The sequence below is a fragment of the Williamsia sp. z71 genome (assembly GCF_059553375.1).
The window spans coordinates 536086-558445 of record NZ_JCANWX010000001.1; the positions used below are offsets into that span (position 1 = coordinate 536086).

Below are 22360 nucleotides of genomic sequence, written 5' to 3' on the forward strand. Positions count from 1 at the left end.
CTTGGCGGAGCTAACTACATTGTCTGTGGCTGACCCGGGAGGTGAGGCGCCCGAGTGTCTTTCGCCAGGTTGCCCATGCCGTCGATGTCGATCCGGTGGGTTCCGGTCTCGTCGTGTTGATAGATGGTCGCGACGTTACTGCGGCCCGGCGGCATCACCCGGACCCGGACCTCGCCCTCGTCGGCGCTCTGCAGTGCCGCGATGACTTCGCGTCGGACGACCGATTTGATCGGTTCGGGGATATCGACCAGCCCGCCGTCGTCGATCAGCATCACCTCGACACCCCGGGCGCGGGCCGCGCGGGTCGCCGCTGACATTTCCGGGCTGACCAGTGCCGGTGCGCGGAGCTGGTCGCGCAGATTGGCTTCGAGTAACTCGCATGACTGGCGCTCGGCATCGGACAACGGAACCCCGGTCGCAATGCGAGCGAGAGTCGGTTGTGCGAGTTCGCCGAGTTCAGTGAGTCGGGCGTGCCGCTCCTCGAGGGCGGCGGCGACGGCGGACGCATCGGCCACCCGTTGGAAGCCGGCAGCGCGCAGTGAAAGCACCGATGCGGTGGTCGTCCGAAGCGCGTGGGCGATCAATGTGACGGCCAGGAGTGCTCCCGCGTTGAACACCGGTATCTGTGCGCCCGCCCAGATGCCCTGGTCGGTCGCGGTGGACCACCCGGCATGCACGACGACCGAGACCGCGACGCTGGCCCAGGCGAGGAAATACCGTCCACGGATACACATGAAGACGTAGATGAGGGTCGCGTACCCCGACACCCACACCTGATTGCCGATGGCCAGCGGTACCGGGACGACGAACAAAAGGATGGCGGCGGCCAGTGGGGGAGCCAGGGCGATCGCGATGGCGGGGCCGAGCGGCAGTGGATCGTGCGGCACGGTGATCAGGGCGATCGTGGCCGCGGCGATGATCCCGGTGACCAGCAGAACCGGCCAGCGGGGCGACACTCCGGCCAGACTCTGGGCTGCCCCGAACAGCATCGCAACCACCACCAGGCCGACCATCGCGCAGGTCACCGGGGTACGAAGGCCCAAGATGTCGCGGACGTCCACGGGGTCGACGTAGCGCACCGGATCGGTCATGTTCTGTCCCATCGCATCCGCACCATGGTGCCCTGGCCTGGGGCGGAAATCACCTCGGCGCTCCCGCCGGTCAGTCCCTCCACGCGCGCGTGGATGCTCCCGGACACGCCGAGCCGATCGGGGCGGATGCTGTTCGGATCGAATCCGACACCGTTGTCGACCACCTCCACGCACAGCTCGCCGTCGGTCACGATGATGTTCAGCGCTCGCGTCGCCTCGGCACCTGCGTGTTGGATACTGTTGCGCGCCGCCTCGGCCGCCGCTTCGGCAACGGTGCCGACCACCGGTCCGGGAATCAGCTCATCGCGGGCCCGCCATGAGATATCCGTGTGCACAGCGATGGTTCCATCGACCTCGGTGACGGCGAAGATGATCTTTCGAACCGCGTCGTCGACCTCGAGCGGACGAACGTCGGCCTCACCGATGGCTTTGAGGACCTCCAGTTTGGACAGCGTGCTCGTCGCCTGTGCCACGAGTTCATCGGACATCGGATGCCGTGCGGCGCTCAGCAAAGTCGCCATCACGCGGTCGTGGGTCAACGCATCGAAACGGGCGCGCTCGTCGGCTCGGGCGACGGCGGCCGCGACGTCTGCCACGGCCTGGGCCGACTGGGCCCGGGTGGCGTCGAGTACGCGCCCGGATCGAAGCGCGGCCACCGCGATCGCGTAAGGAATCGCGCACAGGCAGACGCTCCAGGCGATGTCGGTGGGTACGTTCGCGGCGTATACGGGTATGCGGACGGCGTCGTTGACGAATTGCACCGACACCAGCACGAAGATCAGATAGGGCAGCGACCACCGAACGCGCCAGACCACGGCGGCGGTGACCGCGGCGAATCCGTTGAACTGGGTGAACCACATGCCGTAGTTGGCGTCGATGAGTTCGCCGTTCCACACCAGTGGCCAGGTCGCGACGGCAAGCCCGTAGCCGATGACCAGGGCTCGTCCCGACCACCGCACCCAGGCGACGTCCCCGCGACGGAAGGAGGCTGCGAACATCACCACGGCGGTGCCGTGGACGGCCAGGACGACTGCGATCGTCCACCAGAGCGGGACCACCTCGAGGGTGTCGACGATGGTGCCGAGGAATGCGAAGAAGCTGAATATGTACGCGACTCCGAGATAGCGACTGAACTGGCGAAAGATGTTGTCCGCGGAGCTGCCGGAGTCAGATGTGCTCAGCGATGAACCGAATTGATTCAACGACGGAACAATCTCGGGATGGGTAGCCACCCGTCCTCGAGAGCCCGCTTGTACAGATCGGTTTTGGTCGGGGCGGGCCGACCGGCGTCGGCGTATTTACGCCGGATCCTGGAGAGATAGGCGTTGACGGTCTCGATCGACAGGCCCGTGATGGATGCCACGCGCGCCGCCGGCTCCCCGGAGGCATACAGCTCCAGCACTTCACGTTGACGCGGGCTCAGGTCGACGGTGGCCAGGTCGGGGTCGGCGTCGATGGCTGCCGCCCAATCCATGGTTGCCACCGTATGTCCCTGGGCAGCAAGCCGGATGGCCTCCACGAGTTCTTCGTTGCGGGCGGATTTGCGCATCACGCCGGCAACCCCGGCGGCGATCGCCGACCGGACCAGATCGGGATAGTCGGCGGTGGTGAACACCAGGACGTTGATGTTGTGGGCGTGCAATTGTTCGGCGTTGGACTGCGGGCTGGAACCGTCTTCGAGACGCAGGTCGAGTACAACGACATCTAGATCGGTGGATACGTCGAGCAATTCACTGACGGTGGCCGCACCTGCGGCAAACGTCATTCCATCCGCTTCTTCGATGATTGTTTGCAGACCCTTGAGCTGCGACTCGAAATCCTCGACGACACCTACCCGGTAGCTGCGTCCTGAATCGCTGATGCTCACCTGTCCCCCCGGTCATCGCCGGGCCCCGCACACGAAGGTCTCGGGTAGGGGAGCCCGCGTTCATTTCCAGCCCCGGCACAAGAAATTTCCTGCACGGCTTCGGCTGCCGCGCGGCCGAAATTCCGGGTTGTGGACTAACTTTACCCATCGCAACCTGGAATGAAACATCGACCGACGTGCTCATGAATGTTTGAGGAACCGGTAAATTGGATTCTTTCGCCGATTGGTCTTGGCGATTTGCTTTCGCATAACAGTCGCTTGCTTGCCGCCGATGGCAATACGAATCAATCCGCAGCCGCCGTCGAATGGTTCGAGGGCTTCACCGATGACGGCCGAATTGTTATCTGGACCATCAACTTTCATCGCGTGGCCGAATGTGGTGGTGGACGGGATCAGTAGATCTCCGGGGATGATCGGACCGCCGCTGTCGTCGACCTTGCAGTACGCCGTCGGCGGGGCGACCGCTCTTCGGGTCAGGATGGAAGTCATGTCGACGGCCTTTCGGATCTGACGAGTGCCTGATTCACAGTTTGCTCTGTGAGGCTCGTGTGGGTCTCGGGTAGTCGACTACCCGATATCCCGGGATTCCATACCCGCAGACTCCGGTGGCGAGCGCTATCGGCGCAGGAGCACGCGCAGCGCAGCGCGATCGACCTTGCCCGGACCCCGCCTCGGCAACTCGTCGACGAGGTATACCTCGCGCGGTACGGCCGTACGATCGAGTTGTTGGGCGGCAACGGCTTTGACCGATTCCGCGCTGAGTTGAGCACCCCGTGCCGGTACCACCGCCGCGACCACTTTCTCGCCGAGACGGTCATCCGGCAATCCGAGTACAGCGCACTCGCTGATCGCCGGATCCGACAGCAACACGGCCTCGACCACCTGCGGCACGATGGTCAGACCCCCCGTGGTGATCGCCTCGTCGGCCCGGCCGATGATGGTGAGCACACCGTTCTCTTCGACCTGCCCCAGATCGTCGGTCCGGAACCATCCGTCCTCGGCGAAAGCCGGATGATCGGGTAGTCCGCGGTAGCCCGAGGCGACCATCGGGCCGCCCAGGACGACACGGCCCGGCGGTGTGCCGTCGATGCGGATCTCGACCCCGCGCAGGGGTCTGCCGTCGTAGACGCAGCCGCCGCAGGTCTCGCTCATGCCGTATGTCCGGACGATGGGTATCCCGGCGTCGACTGCCCTGCGACGCAACGGTGCCGGGGTTGCCGCACCACCGACGAGTACCGCATCGACCTCGCTGAGCGCGGTGGTCGCGGCGGGATGCTCCAGGACTTTGAGCAACTGGGTCGGCACCAGCGAGGTGTAACGCCGCGTGGACGTCATCGAGGCGATCGCATCGACCAGGGCGGCGGCGTCGAATCCGGCGGACACATCCATGGTGATCGGGACGTGGCCGGCCCGGATGGACCGCAGGAGCACCTGCAGTCCGGCGATGTGGTGCGGTGGCAGCGCCAGCAACCAGCCGCCGGGACCACCGAGATACTCGTGGGTGGCGTCGATGGATGCGATCAGCGAGGTCGCCGAATGCAGTGCCCCTTTGGGCGTGCCGGTCGTCCCGGAGGTGGCGACCACCAGCGCGACATCGGGGTCGATGGGCTCCCCGGCACCCAACGCGGCGCACAGTCGGGCGGTCTCGATCGGGTCGGCGGCCGGGACCGGTAGGTAGCTGGCCGATCCCGCCAGCAGATCGGTCAATGCGCCGGTATCGGGTGTCGCCGACAACGGCAGTGGCTGCAGGACCCGCAGGTCACTCACCGGTTTCGGATCTACCGGCGGTATCGGTCAGGGGGTGGGGGTCGAACGGCCAGCCCTTGGATTCGAGGTGCTTGCGGATCCGTTCCATGTCGGCTTCGAGGGGCAGTTCCGCGGTGATCTTGGTGATGAGGACCCCGGCGTCGATCGAGGTGATGGGCGTGGGCCGGTTATCGGGGATCTGCCCGCTGCTGATCAGCTGCCGGGAGACCGACGTGACCTCTTCTTCGGACAGCTGTCTGCGAAGTAGAGCGAACAGGGGCACGTAGTCACTGGACGGGACACCATTGGGATAGCCCTCACGGAGCCAACTGACCACTCTGGTGAGAAATTGCGGCCGATCCATATTCGCCTCCTTCGCAACTCGAGGCGTTCCCCGGCAGCCTCTTCCAGACTGCCCGGGCTCACCCGATTTTACTGATCCAGCTCATCTACGTTCGTTTCTGATCAGCCCTCGACAAACGGAAACAGGTCGATGCCGAAGTAATAGTCGATCGTTCCGCGCGTGATCCACAGGATGCCGACCAGGATGACAGCTGCGATGATCGCGAACAGCACGTAGGCGATACCTTTGAACAGCAGATTCGGTCCGGTCACCGTTCCGTCGGCCTGCACGTCCCCGGATCCGGCCGCGTAGAGGCGGATGCCGATCGCGTAGATGGCGGGCAAACCGGCGCCGAGGATGAGGCCGACAACCAGAACGCGCAGGATCGATTCGAAGGTTCCCATCGGGCTCAGACCCCTTCCTTGTGGCTGAACGGTCTGGGAGATGCGGCGGCGTGTGCGTCGTCGATGATCGCGACCGGGATGTTCGCCTGCATGGCAGCGGTGATGGCCGCGTCGTCGGATTCCTTGGTGGCGAGTTCGGCCGGGATGACGCTGCCGGTGGTCTCGTCCCAATCGGCGTTGACGTTGTTGCTGTCGACCTTCTGCTGCTGTGCGCGCCAGTACATGTAGCCACACGCGGCGACGAGGATCGCGAAGATGACGATCGCGCCGGCCGCGCCGCCGGTCAGGTTGGCGATCGCGAACGACACCGCACCCATCAGCCCGGCTGCGGGGAGCGTGAAGATCCAGGCCGTGGCCATCCGGCCGGCCACCGACCAGCGAACCGAGGCGCCCTTTTTGCCGATGCCGGAGCCGAGGATCGATCCGGTGGCGACCTGCGTGGTCGACAGCGCCATGCCGGCGGCACTCGACGTCAGGATGATGGCCGCCGACGATGCCTCGGCCGCCATGCCCTGCGGGGATTCGATCTCGACCAGACCCTTGCCCAGGGTGCGGATGATGCGCCAGCCGCCGAGGTAGGTGCCCAGCGCAATGGCGGCGGCACAGCTGAAGACGATCCAGAACGGCAGGCCGTGCTCCACGCTCGAGGCGTCGAGGTGTCCACCGGCGATCATCGCCATGGCGATCACGCCCATGGTCTTCTGGGCATCGCCGGTGCCGTGGGCGAGCGCGACCAGCGATGCGGTCGCAACCTGGCCGACCCGGAATCCCTGGGCCTTCTTGCTGTCGGCGATCGTCTTGGTGAGTTTGTAGATGAGGTACGTGCCGCTGGCGGCCACGATGCACGCGATGACCGGTGCCATCAGGCCGGGGATGAGGATCTTCTTGGTCAGACCTTCCCAGTTGACGCCCGACGAGCCGAGCGCGGCGATACCGGCGCCGATCAATCCGCCGAACAGTGCGTGGGATGAGCTGGAGGGAAGTCCGAAGAGCCAGGTGAAGACGTTCCACAGGATGCCGCCGACGAGGCCGGCGAAGATGATGAGCATTGCCTTCTGGGCGTCGAGACCGCCGATCAGGTTGCCGGCATCGTCACCGCTGGTCTGCTGGATCTTCAGCACATCCTTGGTGATCGTGGCAGCGACCTCGACCGAGAGGAAGGCGCCGACCAGGTTCAGGATGGCGGCGATCGTCACCGCTGTCTTGGGCTTGAGTGCGCCAGTTGCGATGGACGTTGCCATCGCGTTCCCTGTGTCATGAAAGCCGTTGGTGAAGTCGAACCCAAGTGCAGTGATGACGAGCAGCACGAGGATCAACATTTCTGCGCTCATGCTGAATATTCTGCGGTCGACGTGGCGGAATCGCCTAAACGGTCACCGATCTGAAACACAGCCTGACCAGCGGTTAGCTTTGCTCCGCAAATATGTTCATTCATTGTTCACCTTTGTGCCGCTCCCCGGACGGGCTGAAGCGGGTTCAGGGTGATGTGACACACTTTTCGAAACCTGTCTCGTAGATCTGCGCGGCTCTTTGGGAGGACACATATGAAGATCGGTATGGGCATCAACTACTCGGGGGATTTTGCCGAGACGATCAACAATCTTGTCGACTTCGAAAAGGTTGGCCTCGACCGGATCACGGTTCCGGAAGCGTACAGCTTCGACGCCGTCAGTCAGCTCGGTTTCATCGCAGCCAAGACGACGACTTTGGAACTGGCAACCGGCATCTTGCCGATGTACACGCGCACACCGACGAACCTCGCAATGACCGCAGCCGGCCTCGACTACATCTCCAACGGTCGCTTCGTGATGGGCATCGGCGCGTCCGGACCGCAGGTGATCGAGGGTTTCCATGGCGTGAAGTACGACGCCCCGGTCGGTCGCGCGCGGGAGACCGCCGAGATCTGCCGGATGGTCTGGCGCCGGGAACGGACCGAGTACAACGGCAAGTACTACAAGCTGCCGTTCTCGAAGGAAGACGGCGGGACCGGACTCGGCAAGCCGCTCAAGATCATCAACCATCCGATCCGCGAGCGGATCCCGATGTTGCTCGCCGCCATCGGCCCCAAGAACGTCGAACTCGCCGCCGAGATGTTCGAGGAATGGCAGCCCATCTTCCTGCATCCCGAGCACCTGACCACCGTTTTTGGTGAATCGCTCGCGAAGGGCAACGCCAAGCGCGACCCGTCACTCGGCAAGCTGGGAGTCTCGGCCACCGTCACGGCACTGATCACCGACGACAAAGATGAGCAGAAGAACGCTCTCGAAATGGTCAAGCACCACTCGGCGCTGTACATCGGCGGCATGGGTGCGCGCGGCAAGAACTTCTACAACGACCTGGCAGTGCGCTACGGCTACGCCGACGCCGCCAAGAAGGTCCAAGACCTCTATCTCGACGGCAAGAAGGCCGAAGCGGCCGCGGCGATCCCGGACGAGCTGGCGTCCGGCATGTCGCTGATCGGACCGGCGAGCTACGTCAAAGAGCGTCTGGCCGCGTTCGACGAGGCGGGCCTGAGCATGCTGCTCGTCGGTTCACCCGCCCCGACTCACGAGGCCCGTGTCGACCAGATCCGGCAGCTCAAGGAATTCACCAGCTGATCTGATCTCCGCTCAGTTTTCTCACGCTCGCGAGGTCTGCAGGCCTCGCGAGCGTGAGAACGGTGAGCGAGAAGGTCAACGTAGTCCTGCGCGGACCAACGCTTGGCGAAGAATCGCCGGCAGGGTGCCGTTGACGAGATCGGCCCATACCCATCGGACCACCTCTATCCCCATCCGGCGCAGGCCATCTTCTCGGATCTTCTCGGCGATGACCACGTCGGTGGCGGTCTGACCAGGCTTCATCGATCCACCACCGTATTTCATCAGGCCGTCGAACTCGCCGACGAGCCGTCCGTCCCAGTCGAAGTCGGTGCGGGCGACGAATCTGCCGTCCGCGGAGTAGAAACGGTGCTGCAGGCGGGGCTCGGGAATGTCGGGGCACGCAAGCATCTGGGCGCGACTCCACGACTCGCCGACGCTCTCCGACAAGGGATTCGCACAGGCGAGAGCGCGCCGGGCGCTTCCGACACCGCGTTTACCGCGTCGGCCGTCGGTCAAGGTGGTGAGCCGCTCGCGGTCGGCGTCGAGCCGCAGTGCGCCGTCGAATGCGGCCAGACCCTGCGCGAACGTTCCCGCCTGCGCGGTATCGACAGCAGTACGTTCGATTGTGGTAACCGCCAGGCCATCGATCTCGGTGAGGTCGCCAGGCAGTAATAGTCCCGAATGCACGTGCCGTCGGGTTTCGATACGTCCTCCGCCGTCGCGCCCGTTTGTCAGATGCACTCTGTCGTAAGAAGGTTGCAGCGTCGGCAGGCGATGTAGAAGGGCGGCGGATTGGTGCGAAACAGGCATGGCCTCGCCGCAACTGCGGACCGCGGCGACGATACGCAGGCGTGCCAGCCCGTCCGGCGTGAATCGGTGAGTGGCAGATACGTACACACCCGGCCAGATGCGGAGCAGTTGTCCGCTGTGTACTGCGCGCTTGATCTCCTGGTCGCTATGCCCCTGCGCTGTTGCCGTCGAGCGCCAGATCAGGCCATCGTTGTCCTCGGTGAAGTCCCCCATGCGATGACCATGGGGGATCTGCCTCGACGGAGCCGGTTAGGTGAGCCCGGTTCCGCTCGACCTGTGGATGAGTCCGGAAATTGGGGACGACTGCCCCCGCTCATTGTCCTCACTCACGCTCGCTCTGCAGGCCGAGCGAGCGTGAGAAGAGCGCGCGGCTACTCGAACTGGGATTTGTACATGATGGCGTAGCGGCCTCCGTGCTTCAGGAGTTCGGTGTGGGTTCCCTGTTCGGTGACCACGCCGGCCTCCACGACGGCGATGCTGTCGGCTTCACGGATCGTTGAGAGTCGATGTGCGACAACGATTGTGGTCGTGCGGTCCTGCAGGGTCTCCAACGCGCGCGCGATGAGGAGTTCGGTGCGGGAGTCGACCGCGCTGGTCGCCTCGTCGAGCACCAGGATTCTCGGCTCGGCGATCATGGCGCGGGCAATGGTGATGAGTTGGAGTTGCCCCTCGCTCAGGGCGGTCCCGCCATCGCCGATGATCGTGTCGTACCCGTCGGCGAGGGTATCGATGAACTGCGCGACGTGGCTGTCCCGGGCCGCCTGTTCGATGGCGGCGCGGGTGGCGTCCGGGCGGCCGAACGCGATGTTGTCGGCGATGGTCCCGGTGAACACCCAGCGGTCCTGCGTGACGATGGCGGACTGGCTGCGGACGAACGACCGCTGTGCTTGCTCGAGCGGCCGACCATCGAGTTGCACCGATCCGGATGACGGATCATAGAGCCGCAGAACAAGATTGGTCAGGGTCGTCTTTCCTGCGCCGGTCGGTCCCACGATCGCAACCGTGGAACCGCTGTCGATGTGGAGTGAGAGGTCATTGATGACGTCGACCGTCCGGTTCTCGTCGTCCGACGCCTGGCGATACCCGAACCGCACCTTGTCGAAATCGAGTGCCGGCGGCTCGGTATGGCGGCCGATGTGTTCTGGCGTCACCTCGTCGATGGCCGGCGCATCCTCGGTGGGTTCTTCGAGCAGCGACCGAATGCGGCCCAGTGACACCAAACCCGACTGGAGTTGGCTCATCATCGCGGTCAGGTCGTTGAGCGGCTGACTGAACATGCGCGAGAACGAGACGAAGGCCTGAACCTGTCCGACATTGAGCGAGCCGGCAAGGACCTGGAACGCTCCGACCACCGCGACGGTGAGATAACTGAGCGTTGTGATCGCCTGCAGCACAGGCAGGATCGATCCTGAATAGGACTGCGCGCTTCGCGACGAATGCGCCAGTCCGGCGGTGATCTCCTCGAAGTCGTCACGTGCCCGTTCCTGTGCGCCGTAGACCCGCAGGGTGTGGAGTTGCGCGTAGCTCTCATCGATGTGTGTGGTGAGATTCGTCGTGGCCTCCCACTGGTCCTGGAAGTGGGGTCTGGCCCGCTTCGCGATCAGCACACCGAACGTGACGATGAGCGGAATGGACGCCAGCACAACCAAACTCAGCTGCCAGGAGATGATCGGCATCACCACCAGCAACGCGACCATGGTCAGCACCGCCCCCGGCAACTTCACGAACAGCGGACTGAACACCGATGAGACGTTGTCGATGTCGGCGGTGACCCTGGTCAGCATCTGTCCGCGGGCGGCGGTGTCGAAGTAGGCGACCGGCAGTCGGTGGATGTGCTGCTCGATGTCGGCCCGCATCCGGTTCATCGCCCGCTGGGTGATGCTGTTGACCATCGATGCCTGGACCCAATTGCCCAGGGAGCCGAGCGCATACACGACGACGAGCGCCGCGAGCAGCTTCCACACGGTGTCGAAGTCGATGCCCACGCCCGGCACCGCGTCGGCACCCCGGACGACGTCGGCGTATTCCTCTCGGCCCTCGGAACGCAGCCGGGCGACGGCTTCGTCGGTGGTCAGGCCCCCGGGAAGGGTCATACCGATGGAGCCGGAGAAGATCTGATTGATGATGCCTGCCAGGATCAGCGGCGCCGCAATGAGTGTGACGACATTGGTGAACGCGACCAGTCCCACGATGACCAGCTTCTGCCGCTCGTGGGCGAGCCTGGCCAACAACCACTTCAGGTTCATCGCAGCGCGGCCTGTGAGTCGAGGATCTCGCGGTACACCGAACTGGAGACGGCCAGTTCGTCGTGGGTACCCAGGGCATCGATACGGCCGTCGGCCAGGACGACGATCGTGTCCGCGCCGCGCGCCGACGACACGCGTTGCGCGGTCAGGATGATGACCGCGTCGGCAAGTTCTTGGCGCAGGCGATGTTTCACGATGCTCTCGATCTCGGGGTCCAGGGCAGAGAAGGGGTCGTCGAGCAAGAGCAGTCGCGGTTTGGCGACGATGGCCTGTGCGAGCGCCAGACGTTGGCGCTGGCCCCCGGAGAAGTTCTTGCCGCCATGCTGCACCCGCTGGTCGAGGCCGTCTTCGTGCGAGAACACGAAGTCGGTGGCGCAGGCGATCTGCAGCGCAGACCGTAGCTCGTCGTCGCTCGCCGCTGGATTACCCAGACGCAGATTCGATTCGAGAGTGCCCGAGAGCAGGGCCGGCACCTGCGAGACGTAGGAGATGTCTTCATAGAGTTCGGATCGATGACGCTCGCGCACGTCGATGCCATCGATCAGGACCTGCCCGGCGGTGACGTCGTTGAAGCGTGGGATGAGTCCGAGCAGTGTGCTCTTGCCGTCTCCGGTTCCACCCAGTACCGCGGTGAGGGTGCCCGGTCGGCAGTCGAGGTCGATGTCATGCAGGACCGGGTGCTGTGCCCCGGGGTAGCGGAAACCGACGCCTGAGAGTTTCACGTGGCCCGTCCGTGAGTCCGGGGTACGGCCGGCAGCCGGGTCCTGCACCGAAGGCTCGGTGCTGAGCACTTCATGGATTCGGCGAGCACTCACCTTCGCCTTGGGCAGCAGGGCAACCATGGCCGCGCCGATGGAGAGCCCGATGACGATCTGCGTGAGGTATCCGACGAATGCCACGATCCCGCCGACCTGCATCGAATTGTTGTCGACCAGGACGGCTCCGACGCCGATCACCGCGACGGCGCCGATGTTGGCGATGAAGATGATGCTGGGCAACAGCAGGGCCTGCAGCGAGCCGATACTCCACGCGGTCTTGGTGAGGTCGGTGTTGGCCGTCGCGAAGCGGGAGGTCTCGAGGTCTTCGCGGCCGAACGAGCGGATGACCCGGATGCCGGTGAGTTGTTCGCGGAGCACCCGTCCGACCCGGTCGACCGACTTCTGCAACTTCTCGTAGTGCGGGACGAGCTTGCCGACGATGACGACCACGATCACCGTGAGCGCGGCGGCGACGAGCACCACCAAAGGTGCCAGCCGGTAGTTCTCACTCAGGGCCATCACGGCGCCGCCGATGACCAGGACCGGTGCCGTGGCGAGGATGGTCATCACGACGAAGATCATCAGTTGCAGCTGGTTGATGTCGTTGGTGCTGCGGGTGATGAGGGACGGGATACCGAACCGGTGTAAATCGGTGTCGGCGAAGCTCTGCACCCGCGCGTAGGTCTGGTTGCGGAGGTCGCGACCGACGGATGTCGAGATGTATGACCCGAGGATTGTCGCCAACACGGATACGACGAGGCTGACGACGGCCAGGGCAAGCATCATCGCGCCGATGGTTCGGATCGCGTCCATATCTGCCCGGCCGATACCGTCGTCGATGAGGCGGCCGTTGAGATTGGGCATCAACAGTGTTGTCACCGCAGCAGTGAACTGCAGGAAAAACAATAGAAGTAGTGGACCGCGGAGGGCGCGGGCATGTGGCCGCAATACCGTGGTCAGAACTCTGTCAGAAATTTTTGTCATACGCACCCACGCGTCCCCGGGGCCCGTCAGGGCGCCACCGGGGACGCGACAGGAAACTATGCGCTTGAACTAGCTCGCGCTACCGGAAAGGCCCTGGATGATGCCTCCGATCAGCGCGATGAATGCAAGCAAACCTGTTTCTGACGAGCTCATTGAGAGTTCCCTTCGACGTTGTTCTACATAGCCCATTTCATTTGGTAATGAGCCTGTGTAACAATGCCATCCCCGCAGCAGTTTGTCACCTTCCGTCAGAAAGGTTACAAAGGCGCCGGGCGGGCGTCGGAGAACTCGATTTGGTATAGCTCAGCACGTCCCTGAGATGCATAAACGCACCTCAGGGACGTGCTATCACGCCAGTTGCGCGGTGACCCTAAGGCGTCGTCGGCTCGGAGCTGGCAGCTCCCAGAAGGGTGCCGACGAAGGCGAGCAACTGAGCGAATAGGTTTTCGATGTCCTGCGATGATGCGAGCATGTTTTCTCCCTTTGTTGTGATTACTACTGCGACCCGTTGGCTTTGGCCTTTTGGAGCCCCCGACCAGGCGAGTCGTGATCAGATTGACACATACAGATTGATCGCAAGGACATTTGAGAAAACTGATGAAATGAATTCTCAACTGCGCCCGACCAATTCGCGACGTCCTTCTTTAGCGGAACAAAATCATATGGCGAAATTGACTGAGCTTCAAGATCATTGAAAAGCTTTGGAGTAGACCGCAACTGGAGGTTTGTGCGGTGACGTCCGATTTGATCGCCGAAAACCTCTGAGCCGCAGGATCAATGGAAATTGCATGCGTATGCATTTGACTCGTACCATTCCGTTCTCGAATCACCCAGCGTGTGAATAGAATTCGGAATCGCGAAGGCCGGGCATCGGGGGTGTGCGTGGGTGGCGATAGCAGGTCGGGAAAATTGTCGGTTCGGTGAACTGCTCTGCGGTGGGCTGCGTGCTTCCGCGTTCACCGGGAAGGTTTGCCATTGCCTTTACCAACTCGAGACCGCGTGTCCGATATGGGCGATTTGGCGCAACGGCGACGTTCCACTCGGGCCTATCACGTTGTCTGCCGGCAGGGTCGGGATTACTTGGCCGAATCGTTTCACCCTGGTTTTCAGATGAGCGGTCGGCGTGTTCGCTGATCCGCCCGTTCTCGAGAAAGGGTGGGCGTGCGGCGTCGCGAGGGCGTGCGCCATGTGGCGGTAATTGCAAGTCGGAAAACGGGATACCGTTGAGAAATAGTTGGACGGGTCATCGGCGTGGTGCTCCTGCCGATACTTTCCCGGCGGCGACATTCTCCTTGCGCATTGGGCAGGTCTCGATGCGAGCCGATTCGTCGACCGCCCGATCGGGTGATACTCACAGAGGTGCTGTCTCACCTGCCGACAGCGATCCCCCCGGGACTCCCGTTGGGAGCCCCGGGGGGATTGTCTTGTGCTGCTTATCTATTCGGCGGGAGTTGTCTCGCCGCCGCCACCGAGGAGTTTCCCGATGATCGCAATGATTGTGCCAAGTCCGATTTCGGAGGACAGGTCTGTCGATCCCATATGCTTTCTACCTTCCGTAGACTTCATTTGGTTGAACACGACTCGTCGTAGGGGGCTCGAGTGTTGAACTCCCCGACCAACTTGAGCCAACTTCACCCTGCCATCGTAATTCAGATATGTCATGTGTTTTCGTCGGCTAATTTTCAAATGGTTTGAATATGTCGCTTTGAGCTGGAATTAATATGGAAAATTAGTTTTTGATTTGTGTCCCCAAATGTCGCGACCGGAGGCGATGACGTGTCGGGGGGACGCCGCTCGGATGACAAGTGGATCGGAAGATTGCGATAGCAAATCCTGCTGGTTGTGCGCCATCTGGTGGGTACATCGAACAGTTGGTTCGGCCCCGACCCGGGCCGGTGGTTCCGGTATTACTTTCCCGCTCGACCGATTTCCGGCTAATGTCGCTTCGTGACCCGAATGAGTACAGGAAAGACCCGTCGGTACGCGCGCGTCGCGCTGACCGCAGCAGTGTCCTCGGTGATGGCTGCCACCACGCTGCTGGTGACGTCGCCGGCCACCGCTGAAGACCTGCCGCAGATCGGCATCGAATCGCCCGGTGGATCGAAGCTGGTGGGGGTTACCCCGACCGGTCCGAAGAATCTCGATCTACTCGTCTATTCGGCATCGATGGACCGGAACATCCCGCTCTCGGTGATCTTGCCGAGGGATCGGTCGGTGCCGCGGCCGACGCTGTACTTGATGAACGGTGCCGGTGGCGGTGAGGACAATGCGAACTGGCAGGCCAGAACCGACATCAACGGGTTCTTCGCCGACAAGAACGTCAACGTGGTCACCCCGAACGCCGGTGCTTTCAGCTACTACACCGACTGGCAGAAGGATGACCCGGTGCTGGGTCGCAACAAGTGGTCCACGTTCTTGGGCAAGGAATTGCCGCCCATCGTCAACGAAGCTCTCGGCACCTCGGGGCTCAACTCCATCGCCGGTATCTCGTCCTCCGCGACCTCGGTGCTGAACCTGGCGATCGAGCATCCGGGGCTCTACAAGGCGGTCGGCTCGTACAGCGGCTGTGCGTCGACCTCCAGTGAAGTCGGCCAGATGTACATCCGGATCACGGTCGACGCGCGTGGTGGCGGCGACCCGACCAACATGTGGGGGCCGTTGGACGGACCGGGCTGGGCGGCCAACGACCCCATCCTCAACGCCGAGAAACTGCGCGGTCTGAAGCTCTACATCTCGAACGCCACCGGCCTGCCCGGCAAGTACGAGACCCTCGAGCGCGCAGACGGTGATCCGACCAAGCTGCTGGATCAGATGATCGTGGGCGGTGGCATCGAAGCCGCGACGGGATTGTGCACCGCAGTGCTGGTTGATCGGCTCAACAAGTTGAACATCCCGGCGACGTACGATTTCCCCTTGACCGGAACCCACTCGTGGGGCTATTGGGAAGAGCAGCTGAATCTTTCGTGGCCGACCCTGGCCCGTCCGATCGGCGCCTGACAACGCCAGGCAGTCAAACAGAACCAGGCCCCGCCGGATCCGGCGGGGCCTGGTTCTGTTTGTGACTAGTAGTAGAACGGGTAGTCGTCCCAGTTGGGATCGCGCTTCTCCAGGAAGGCGTCTCGGCCTTCGACGGCCTCATCGGTCATGTAGGCCAGCCGGGTGGCCTCGCCGGCGAAGACCTGTTGGCCCATCAAGCCGTCGTCGGTGAGGTTGAACGCGAACTTCAGCATGCGCTGGGCGGTGGGGGATTTGCCGTTGATGGTCTTGCCCCATTCGATGGCGGTCGCCTCGAGGTCGGCGTGATCGACCACCTCGTTGACCGCACCCATCCGTTGCATCGACTCGGCGTCGTAGGCGCGGCCGAGGAAGAAGATCTCGCGGGCGTTCTTCTGGCCGACCTGCTTGGCGAGGTAGGCGCTACCGTATCCGGCGTCGAACGAGCCCACGTCGGCGTCGGTCTGCTTGAAGCGGGCGTGTTGGCGTGAGGCCAGGGTGAGGTCGCAGACGACATGCAGTGAGTGGCCGCCTCCGGCTGCCCAGCCGTTGACAACCGCGATCACCACCTTGGGCATGGTTCGGATCAGGCGCTGCACCTCGAGGATGTGCAACCGGCCGCCCTCGGCCTTGACCCGGGCCGAATCCACGGTGTCGGAGGTGTCTCCGCCGGCGTACTGGTAACCGGATCGGCCGCGGATGCGCTGGTCACCGCCACTGCAGAAGGCCCAGCCGCCGTCTTTCTGGCTCGGGCCGTTGCCGGTCAGCAGCACCACACCCACATCAGGGCTGCGGCGCGCGTGATCGAAGACGCGGTACAGCTCGTCGACGGAGTGGGGGCGAAAGGCGTTGCGTACCTCGGGGCGGTCGAATGCGATCCGCACGATGCCGTGTGCGCGACCTGCTCCGACGTGACGGTGATAGGTGATGTCGGTGAGATCGTCGAAACCTTCGACCGATTTCCACTGCGTTGGATCAAACGGCTGATCTGGTGAGGAGCTCATGGGTTCTGAGCGTAGTGGCAGAATTTCCCGTTCAGGTCAGGAGGTCTGCTCGAACTCTCTGGGGCCTTTGGCCCGTTTGGCCCGGTAGAGGTCGGCGTCGGCCTCGGCAAGCAATTGGGCGATGGTGACGGTCGCGGCGGGGGCGCAGGCGGCGCCGATGCTGGTGTCGAAGTGCTGTGGGCGGATCCGGGCGAGCACGTCGTCGGATCGTGTGCACGATGTGCCCTCGATGCAGATCGCGAACTCGTCGCCGCCCAGGCGGGCGAACACGGCATCCTCGGGGATCGACGACCGGAGTTGGCGGGCGAACTCGATCAGGTGCTGGTCTCCGGCCTGATGCCCGAACTCGTCGTTGATGGCCTTGAAGTTGTCGACGTCGAGCGCGAACACGCTCAGGGTCGTATGCGCGGAACGCGCCCGGCCGAGTCGGTGGGCGGTGGCGATCTCCCAGCCGGCCCGGTTCGGCAGTCCGGTCAGGGAGTCGGTGCACGCGATGGTGATCAGCGCCCGCGTCACCAAGCCGAACGATTCGGCCGCGCCGACTATGGCGAGGACAAATGCGACATAGGTCAGCGGCGATGCCGAAATCGACACCGAGAGTGCGAACACCGTGGACACGGTCAGGACGGCGATGAGTGTGCGGGCGAGAGCGATTCTCAGGAACGCGATCATGTACATCGACAAGAACATGGCGGCGATCAGGCAGACGAATGCCGAACCGGCGAGCACTTGGAATGTGATCACCGCGGGAGTCGCGATCATTGCGGCGATAATTGCCGGAACCTGATTGGCCGGTCCGCGTCGCAAATAGACCAATCCGAAGACTCCCATCGCCACCGCAACTATCGCGCCCGTGGGGTCGGCGCCGTCGACTTTCATGATGGGTGCCGGGAACAGGAGGAACAGCAGACCGATGGTGTACAGGAATGTTGTTGCGGCCAAATAGATGCGGAGAGCTCGGAGCTGTAGCTGCCGCACGATTTCGGGGGTGGTGCCGGATACCAAGTTGAATCGGTTCACGCCGTACTCATGCTCCTCGGATCGGGCCGGCTTCGACGCCAATATCAGTAGTATTGCTTAGTAACGGAATGCGTGCGCGGTGCCACTTCGAGCAAGTTCGGGCTCGATGGATACTGTCGTAGCCATGAGCCAGGGAAACCCACTCGAAGAGACTGCCGGGACCTTCGGGGACGACACACCTCTCGAAGAGCGTCATGAGGGTGGATTTCGCCCGAAGTTCGATCTCGATCTGACCCGCGGCGGACCGCGATACGGCGAGTTCATCGAGCAGGTTCGCACGTTCATGGATCGGGTGAAGGCGGCTTGTCCGCCCGAAGATCTTGTCGATGAGCTGATCGACGAATTGAAAGTGATGAACGACCGGCTCGACGCCGTGGCCATCGACGAATGGCGGGCACCGTCGGGCGGACGCATCGATCTGCCGGCGCGCGGCAACATCACTCTGCCGCCCTACGAGGTCGATGAGGCCACGGCCGAGAGCGTGAAGGCGCGGATCACGTTCCGGCGCTATCACCTCGGTGGGAACAATGCCGCCCACGGTGGACAGGTCGCGGTGGCCTTCGACGACCTACTGGGTATGTCGGGCGCGCTCGGATCCGGTGGAATCACCCGGACGGCGTACCTGACCATCAGCTACCGCGCCATCACCCCGCTCGGCAAAGAGCTCGTGATGAGGTCGTGGGTCGACCGCATCGAGGGCCGCAAGGTGTTCCTCAAAGGCAGCCTCCACGACGGCGACACCCTGTGCGCCGAGGCCGATGGGCTGTTCATCAAACTAAACCCGGGTCAGCCGTAGAGACCTACCAGCGTCGGCGCTTCCGCAAGGCGTAGAGGGCGATGCCGAGTCCGACGGCGCTGAACAGGTCGGAGACGGTGAGGCCGTTGGACGGTGTGAACCGGATCAGGACGTGCCCCTCCCACGGCCCGTTGAACAGGACCCACGCAACCGATACGCCGATCAAGACGAATGCCGCCGGGCGACTCGGCCGAGCCAGCGTCCATGCGCAGCAGGTGAACAGGAGATTGAGCACGACGACTCCGTAGAAGGCTGCGTGCGACATCATCAGAACAGTATTGCCGCGTCGAGCCCGTTGTTTCGGGAACTGCCGCCGTGAGCCTGGCCACCCGGCGGAGTCCTGGACCGGGTTACTAGGATATGCAAGTATTGTGAGCGCCGTCGCAGTCGATCATTGGAGTGTCATGTCAGATGAGAGCACCGTCCTGGTCCGAACGGAAGGCCGCATTGGCCGAATCACTTTGAACCGCCCGAAGGCAATCAATGCCCTCACCCACGAAATGGTCCTCGAGATCGACTCGGCTCTACGAAAATGGGCCGATGACGACGCCGTCGAAGCGGTGGTCCTCGACGGAGCGGGCGAGCGGGGCCTGTGCGCGGGCGGTGACATTGTGGCCATCCACCGCGACGCCTTGCAGTCCGCCACGCTCGAGGACGCGATCGTGTCGCCCTCGGGCAGGTTCTGGTACGACGAGTACGTCCTGAACGCCTACATCTCGCACTATCCGAAGCCGTACATAGCCCTGATGGACGGCATCGTCATGGGCGGCGGGGTCGGCATCTCGGCGCACGGCAACACTCGAATCGTCACCGACCGCACCAAGATGGCGATGCCGGAGGTCGGGATCGGCTTCGCTCCTGACGTGGGCGGCACCTACCTGCTGGCCAATGCCCCGGGTGAAATCGGTACATACCTGGCGTTGACCGCCGCGCAGATCAACGGTGCCGACGCCATCGCGATCGGCTTCGCCGACCACTATCTGCCGTCAGAGAAGATCGCCGACTTCATCTCGGCACTGACAACGCGTCCCGCGGCAGAGGTCATCGCCGAATACTGCATCGAACCGCCGGCGTCGGGCCTGATGACCAAGAAGCGTTGGGTCGACGACGCCTTCGGCGCGGATACCGCGGTCGGGATCGTGGAACGTCTGCGCGGCCACGACGAGTCCGATGCCCACGACACTGCCAATGTGGTTGCGGCGAAGTCTCCGACATCGGTCGAGGTGACCGTGCGGTCGCTGCGCGAGATCACCGCGGATACGACGCTGGAGACCGCGCTGGTGACCGAATATCGGGTGTCGATTCACTTCCTCGCCCATCACGACCTCGCGGAAGGCATTCGCGCGCAGGTCATCGACAAGGACCGCTCACCGAAGTGGTCACCGCCAAGTCTTACCGCCGTGGAGAAGGCCGACATCGATGCCTTCTTCGACCCGGTCCCCAAAGAACTCGAACTGACGAACGGAATCAACGGATGAGCAACTACGAAACGATCCTCACAGAGCAGCGTGGCCGGGTGGGCATCATCACCCTGAACCGCCCGAAGGCCTTGAACGCCTTGAACTCCCAGCTGATGAACGAAGTCGTCGCGGCGGCACAGGCGTATGACGCCGATCAGACTGTCGGTGCCATCCTGATCACCGGCTCCGAGCGTGCATTCGCCGCCGGCGCCGACATCAAAGAGATGGCCGACAAGTCTTACGTCGACATGCTGGCAGTGGACTTCTTCAGTGCCTGGGACGGCCTGGTCAGCGTTCGGACACCGGTTGTCGCGGCCGTGGCCGGGTTCGCGCTCGGCGGTGGCTGCGAGCTGGCGATGATGTGCGACATCATCATTGCCGCCGAGAACGCCGTCTTCGGTCAGCCGGAGATCAACCTCGGTGTGATCCCGGGAATCGGTGGCTCGCAACGTCTCACGCGCGCCATCGGTAAGGCCAAGGCCATGGACATGGTCCTGACCGGCCGTCGGATGAAGGTCGAGGAGGCCGAGCGCGCCGGACTGGTCTCCCGGGTGGTGCCCACCGAGTCCTACCTCGACGATGCGTTGGAAGTCGCCAACACGATCGCCGAACTCTCGCTGCCGATCACCATCCTGGCCAAGCAGGCGGTGAACCGGTCGCAAGAGGTCGGTCTCACCGAGGGAGTCCTGTTCGAGCGCAGGGTCTTCCACTCCACCTTCGCCACCGAGGATCAGTCCGAAGGCATGGCTGCGTTTGTGGAAAAGCGCGACGCGAAGTTCAATCACCGCTGATCGCGCACCTGCAGAATCGCCCGCCGTCTTCGCGCCCGCGTAGTCCAACGACTACGTGGGCGTTGGCCTCTGGGCATTTGTCACACCAGGCTGCGGGCGGACACCCTGGCCGGGATGGGTCCCTTGGGGATCATCGTGAACGGGATGGCAACGGGGAAGTCGTCTTTAATTGCTTCGATGCGATACTGCCCGACGATGGTGGCCAAGGCCAGGGTGGCTTCGAGCATTGCGAAGTGTGAACCGATACATCCGCGTGGTCCGCCGCCAAAGGGCAGATATTGCCAACGGTCCAACTCTTCGGAGCGCTCGGGGCCGAACCTTTCGGGGTCGAACTCCAGCGGGTTGTCCCACAGCGCCGGATCACGATGCATCGCATAGATTCCGATGACCATCCATGTGCCTTGGGTGACGCGATAGCCGTCGACGTCCACGTCAGCGATGGCGCGCCGGCCCAGTGCCGGAGCGGGTGGACACAGCCGGAGGGCCTCATGCAGCACCTGCACCGTGTAGGGCAAACGATGCAGGTCGCCGGAGGTCAATCTGCGCTCACCGAGCTGGGCAGTCTCGGCGGCGAGGCGGTCTTGAACCGCTGTGTGACGGCCGATCGCCCACAACGCGTAAGTCAAGGTTGTCGCGGTCGTGTCATGACCAGCGATCATGAACGCGATCAGCTCGCTGCGTATCTGGCTGTCCGATAGTGATTCTCCGGTCTCCGGGTCCCTGGCTTCGATCAATGAACGGACCAGTGGGGCATCCTTGGTGGGATCGATACGGCATTCGTCGAGGATCGTCTGAGCCCGGTTGTGCATTGCGGTCGCAGCCGTCCTGGCACGTCGCCGGGCCGGGGTGGGCAGCCAGCTCGGAGCTCGGACCGGATGTATGCCCCGGTCGGTCACATACTTCAGCGAGATGTTCATGGCGTCGGCCATCTCAGCGACGTGTTCGTCGAGATCGAGCCCGAGCACCGATCGTCCCAGTGCTCGCAGGGTGAGGGCATGGCACAGCTCGCTGAGGTCGATGATGCCGCGGCTGTCGCTCTTCTCGAAGAGGGACTCGGCGGCCTCGGCCACGTTGTCGGCGTATTGCTCGACATGATTCTTGGTGAAAACCCGCTGCATCGCGCGCCGGCGCGGCAGCCACTTGTCGTGCTTGACGTTGAAGAGGTTGTCGCCGAGCAGTCGCTGCTGCTCGACAAGCAGCGGGAGACCCTTGTCGACGAAAGTGTGGGGCCGGTCGAGGACGTCATGAATTGCCTGCGGTGATGTGGCAACAACGAACTCGGGAAAAACCCACGCGGGAGCCAGTTTGTGGCGGGTGACCGGCCCGCCGGCATCACGGAGGATTTCCGGACCGGTGTGAAAGTTCCGCACGGTTTTCAGCCGTTGTAGGTAGGGCAGGGGGTTGCGTGGCGCGAGGGGAAGGGTGGCCACCTCGACGGGGTCGACTGTCTGGACCATGATCAACCGC

General features: G+C 63.3%; 20 protein-coding genes. 5 read left to right on the forward strand and 15 right to left on the reverse strand.

The features are described from left to right. Positions 1-14 precede the first annotated feature (14 nt). The 8 genes from AC51GR_RS02395 to AC51GR_RS02430 form a co-directional block, all read right to left on the reverse strand. The gene (locus AC51GR_RS02395) at positions 15-1103 is read right to left on the reverse strand and encodes a DUF8320 family protein (protein ID WP_496323031.1); all 1089 of its coding nucleotides are present in this window, start codon (positions 1101-1103) and stop codon (positions 15-17) included. After that, positions 1088-2293 carry an ATP-binding protein gene (locus AC51GR_RS02400; protein WP_496323032.1) on the reverse strand — a complete coding sequence of 402 codons (1206 nt, stop codon included), beginning with the start codon at positions 2291-2293 and terminating at the stop codon, positions 1088-1090. Before AC51GR_RS02400 ends, AC51GR_RS02395 begins: the two co-directional genes overlap by 16 nt. Beyond that, positions 2290-2958 carry a response regulator transcription factor gene (locus AC51GR_RS02405; RefSeq protein WP_496323033.1) on the reverse strand — a complete coding sequence of 223 codons (669 nt, stop codon included), beginning with the start codon at positions 2956-2958 and terminating at the stop codon, positions 2290-2292. Before AC51GR_RS02405 ends, AC51GR_RS02400 begins: the two co-directional genes overlap by 4 nt. A 180-nt stretch (positions 2959-3138) precedes the next feature. Beyond that, positions 3139-3447, reverse strand: a complete 309-nt coding sequence (locus AC51GR_RS02410; protein ID WP_496323034.1) for a hypothetical protein — start codon at positions 3445-3447, stop codon at positions 3139-3141. A 126-nt stretch (positions 3448-3573) separates the two neighbouring features. Continuing rightward, complete coding sequence (gene menE / locus AC51GR_RS02415; protein ID WP_496323035.1) at positions 3574-4725, reverse strand: o-succinylbenzoate--CoA ligase; 1152 nt, start codon at positions 4723-4725, stop codon at positions 3574-3576. Beyond that, positions 4718-5068 carry a DUF3349 domain-containing protein gene (locus AC51GR_RS02420; RefSeq protein ID WP_496323036.1) on the reverse strand — a complete coding sequence of 117 codons (351 nt, stop codon included), beginning with the start codon at positions 5066-5068 and terminating at the stop codon, positions 4718-4720. Before AC51GR_RS02420 ends, menE begins: the two co-directional genes overlap by 8 nt. A 101-nt stretch (positions 5069-5169) precedes the next feature. Then, positions 5170-5451, reverse strand: a complete 282-nt coding sequence (locus AC51GR_RS02425) for a hypothetical protein (protein WP_496323037.1) — start codon at positions 5449-5451, stop codon at positions 5170-5172. A 5-nt stretch (positions 5452-5456) separates the two neighbouring features. Next, on the reverse strand, positions 5457-6782 hold the full coding sequence (locus AC51GR_RS02430) for an inorganic phosphate transporter (RefSeq protein ID WP_496323038.1): 1326 nt from the start codon (positions 6780-6782) through the stop codon (positions 5457-5459). Between the two features lie 213 nt (positions 6783-6995). Here AC51GR_RS02430 and AC51GR_RS02435 point away from each other — a divergent pair, with 213 nt between their 5' ends. Continuing rightward, complete coding sequence (locus AC51GR_RS02435; RefSeq protein ID WP_496323039.1) at positions 6996-8048, forward strand: LLM class F420-dependent oxidoreductase; 1053 nt, start codon at positions 6996-6998, stop codon at positions 8046-8048. Between the two features lie 75 nt (positions 8049-8123). On the opposite strand, the gene AC51GR_RS02440 is transcribed toward AC51GR_RS02435, so the two are convergent. The 3 genes from AC51GR_RS02440 to AC51GR_RS02450 all read right to left on the reverse strand — a co-directional run bounded on the left by AC51GR_RS02440 (position 8124) and on the right by AC51GR_RS02450 (position 12828). Next, a complete protein-coding gene (locus AC51GR_RS02440) occupies positions 8124-9053 on the reverse strand; it encodes a hypothetical protein (RefSeq protein ID WP_496323040.1) in 930 nt (309 codons plus the stop codon). A 158-nt stretch (positions 9054-9211) separates the two neighbouring features. After that, positions 9212-11086, reverse strand: coding sequence for an ABC transporter ATP-binding protein (locus tag AC51GR_RS02445; protein ID WP_496323041.1), 1875 nt, complete (start codon positions 11084-11086; stop codon positions 9212-9214). Beyond that, positions 11083-12828: an ABC transporter ATP-binding protein gene (locus AC51GR_RS02450; protein WP_496323042.1), complete on the reverse strand. Its 1746-nt coding sequence runs from the start codon at positions 12826-12828 to the stop codon at positions 11083-11085. The genes AC51GR_RS02445 and AC51GR_RS02450 overlap by 4 nt, the downstream gene beginning before the upstream one ends. 1956 nt (positions 12829-14784) lie before the next feature. Here AC51GR_RS02450 and AC51GR_RS02455 point away from each other — a divergent pair. Beyond that, positions 14785-15825 (forward strand): alpha/beta hydrolase, encoded by a 1041-nt coding sequence (locus tag AC51GR_RS02455; RefSeq protein ID WP_496323043.1) that lies wholly within the window; start codon positions 14785-14787, stop codon positions 15823-15825. Positions 15826-15890: 65 nt separating this feature from the next. Here the strand turns inward: AC51GR_RS02455 and AC51GR_RS02460 are convergent, their stop codons facing one another. Next, on the reverse strand, positions 15891-16826 hold the full coding sequence (locus tag AC51GR_RS02460) for a 1,4-dihydroxy-2-naphthoyl-CoA synthase (protein WP_496323044.1): 936 nt from the start codon (positions 16824-16826) through the stop codon (positions 15891-15893). Between the two features lie 36 nt (positions 16827-16862). Continuing rightward, entirely contained in the window at positions 16863-17846 is a 984-nt protein-coding gene (locus AC51GR_RS02465; protein WP_496323045.1) for a GGDEF domain-containing protein, read from the reverse strand. 124 nt (positions 17847-17970) lie between these two features. Between AC51GR_RS02465 and AC51GR_RS02470 the strand changes: the two genes are divergently transcribed. Then, entirely contained in the window at positions 17971-18642 is a 672-nt protein-coding gene (locus AC51GR_RS02470; protein ID WP_496323046.1) for a PaaI family thioesterase, read from the forward strand. Positions 18643-18646: 4 nt separating this feature from the next. Here AC51GR_RS02470 and AC51GR_RS02475 read toward each other — a convergent pair whose 3' ends face one another. Beyond that, positions 18647-18910, reverse strand: a complete 264-nt coding sequence (locus AC51GR_RS02475; RefSeq protein ID WP_496323047.1) for a hypothetical protein — start codon at positions 18908-18910, stop codon at positions 18647-18649. A 136-nt stretch (positions 18911-19046) separates the two neighbouring features. Here AC51GR_RS02475 and AC51GR_RS02480 point away from each other — a divergent pair, with 136 nt between their 5' ends. Then, positions 19047-20120: an enoyl-CoA hydratase/isomerase family protein gene (locus AC51GR_RS02480; protein WP_496323048.1), complete on the forward strand. Its 1074-nt coding sequence runs from the start codon at positions 19047-19049 to the stop codon at positions 20118-20120. Then, positions 20117-20893 carry an enoyl-CoA hydratase gene (locus tag AC51GR_RS02485; RefSeq protein ID WP_496323049.1) on the forward strand — a complete coding sequence of 259 codons (777 nt, stop codon included), beginning with the start codon at positions 20117-20119 and terminating at the stop codon, positions 20891-20893. Before AC51GR_RS02480 ends, AC51GR_RS02485 begins: the two co-directional genes overlap by 4 nt. Before the next feature lie 80 nt (positions 20894-20973). Here the strand turns inward: AC51GR_RS02485 and AC51GR_RS02490 are convergent, their stop codons facing one another. Continuing rightward, entirely contained in the window at positions 20974-22350 is a 1377-nt protein-coding gene (locus AC51GR_RS02490) for a cytochrome P450 (protein WP_496323050.1), read from the reverse strand. Positions 22351-22360 lie beyond the last annotated feature (10 nt).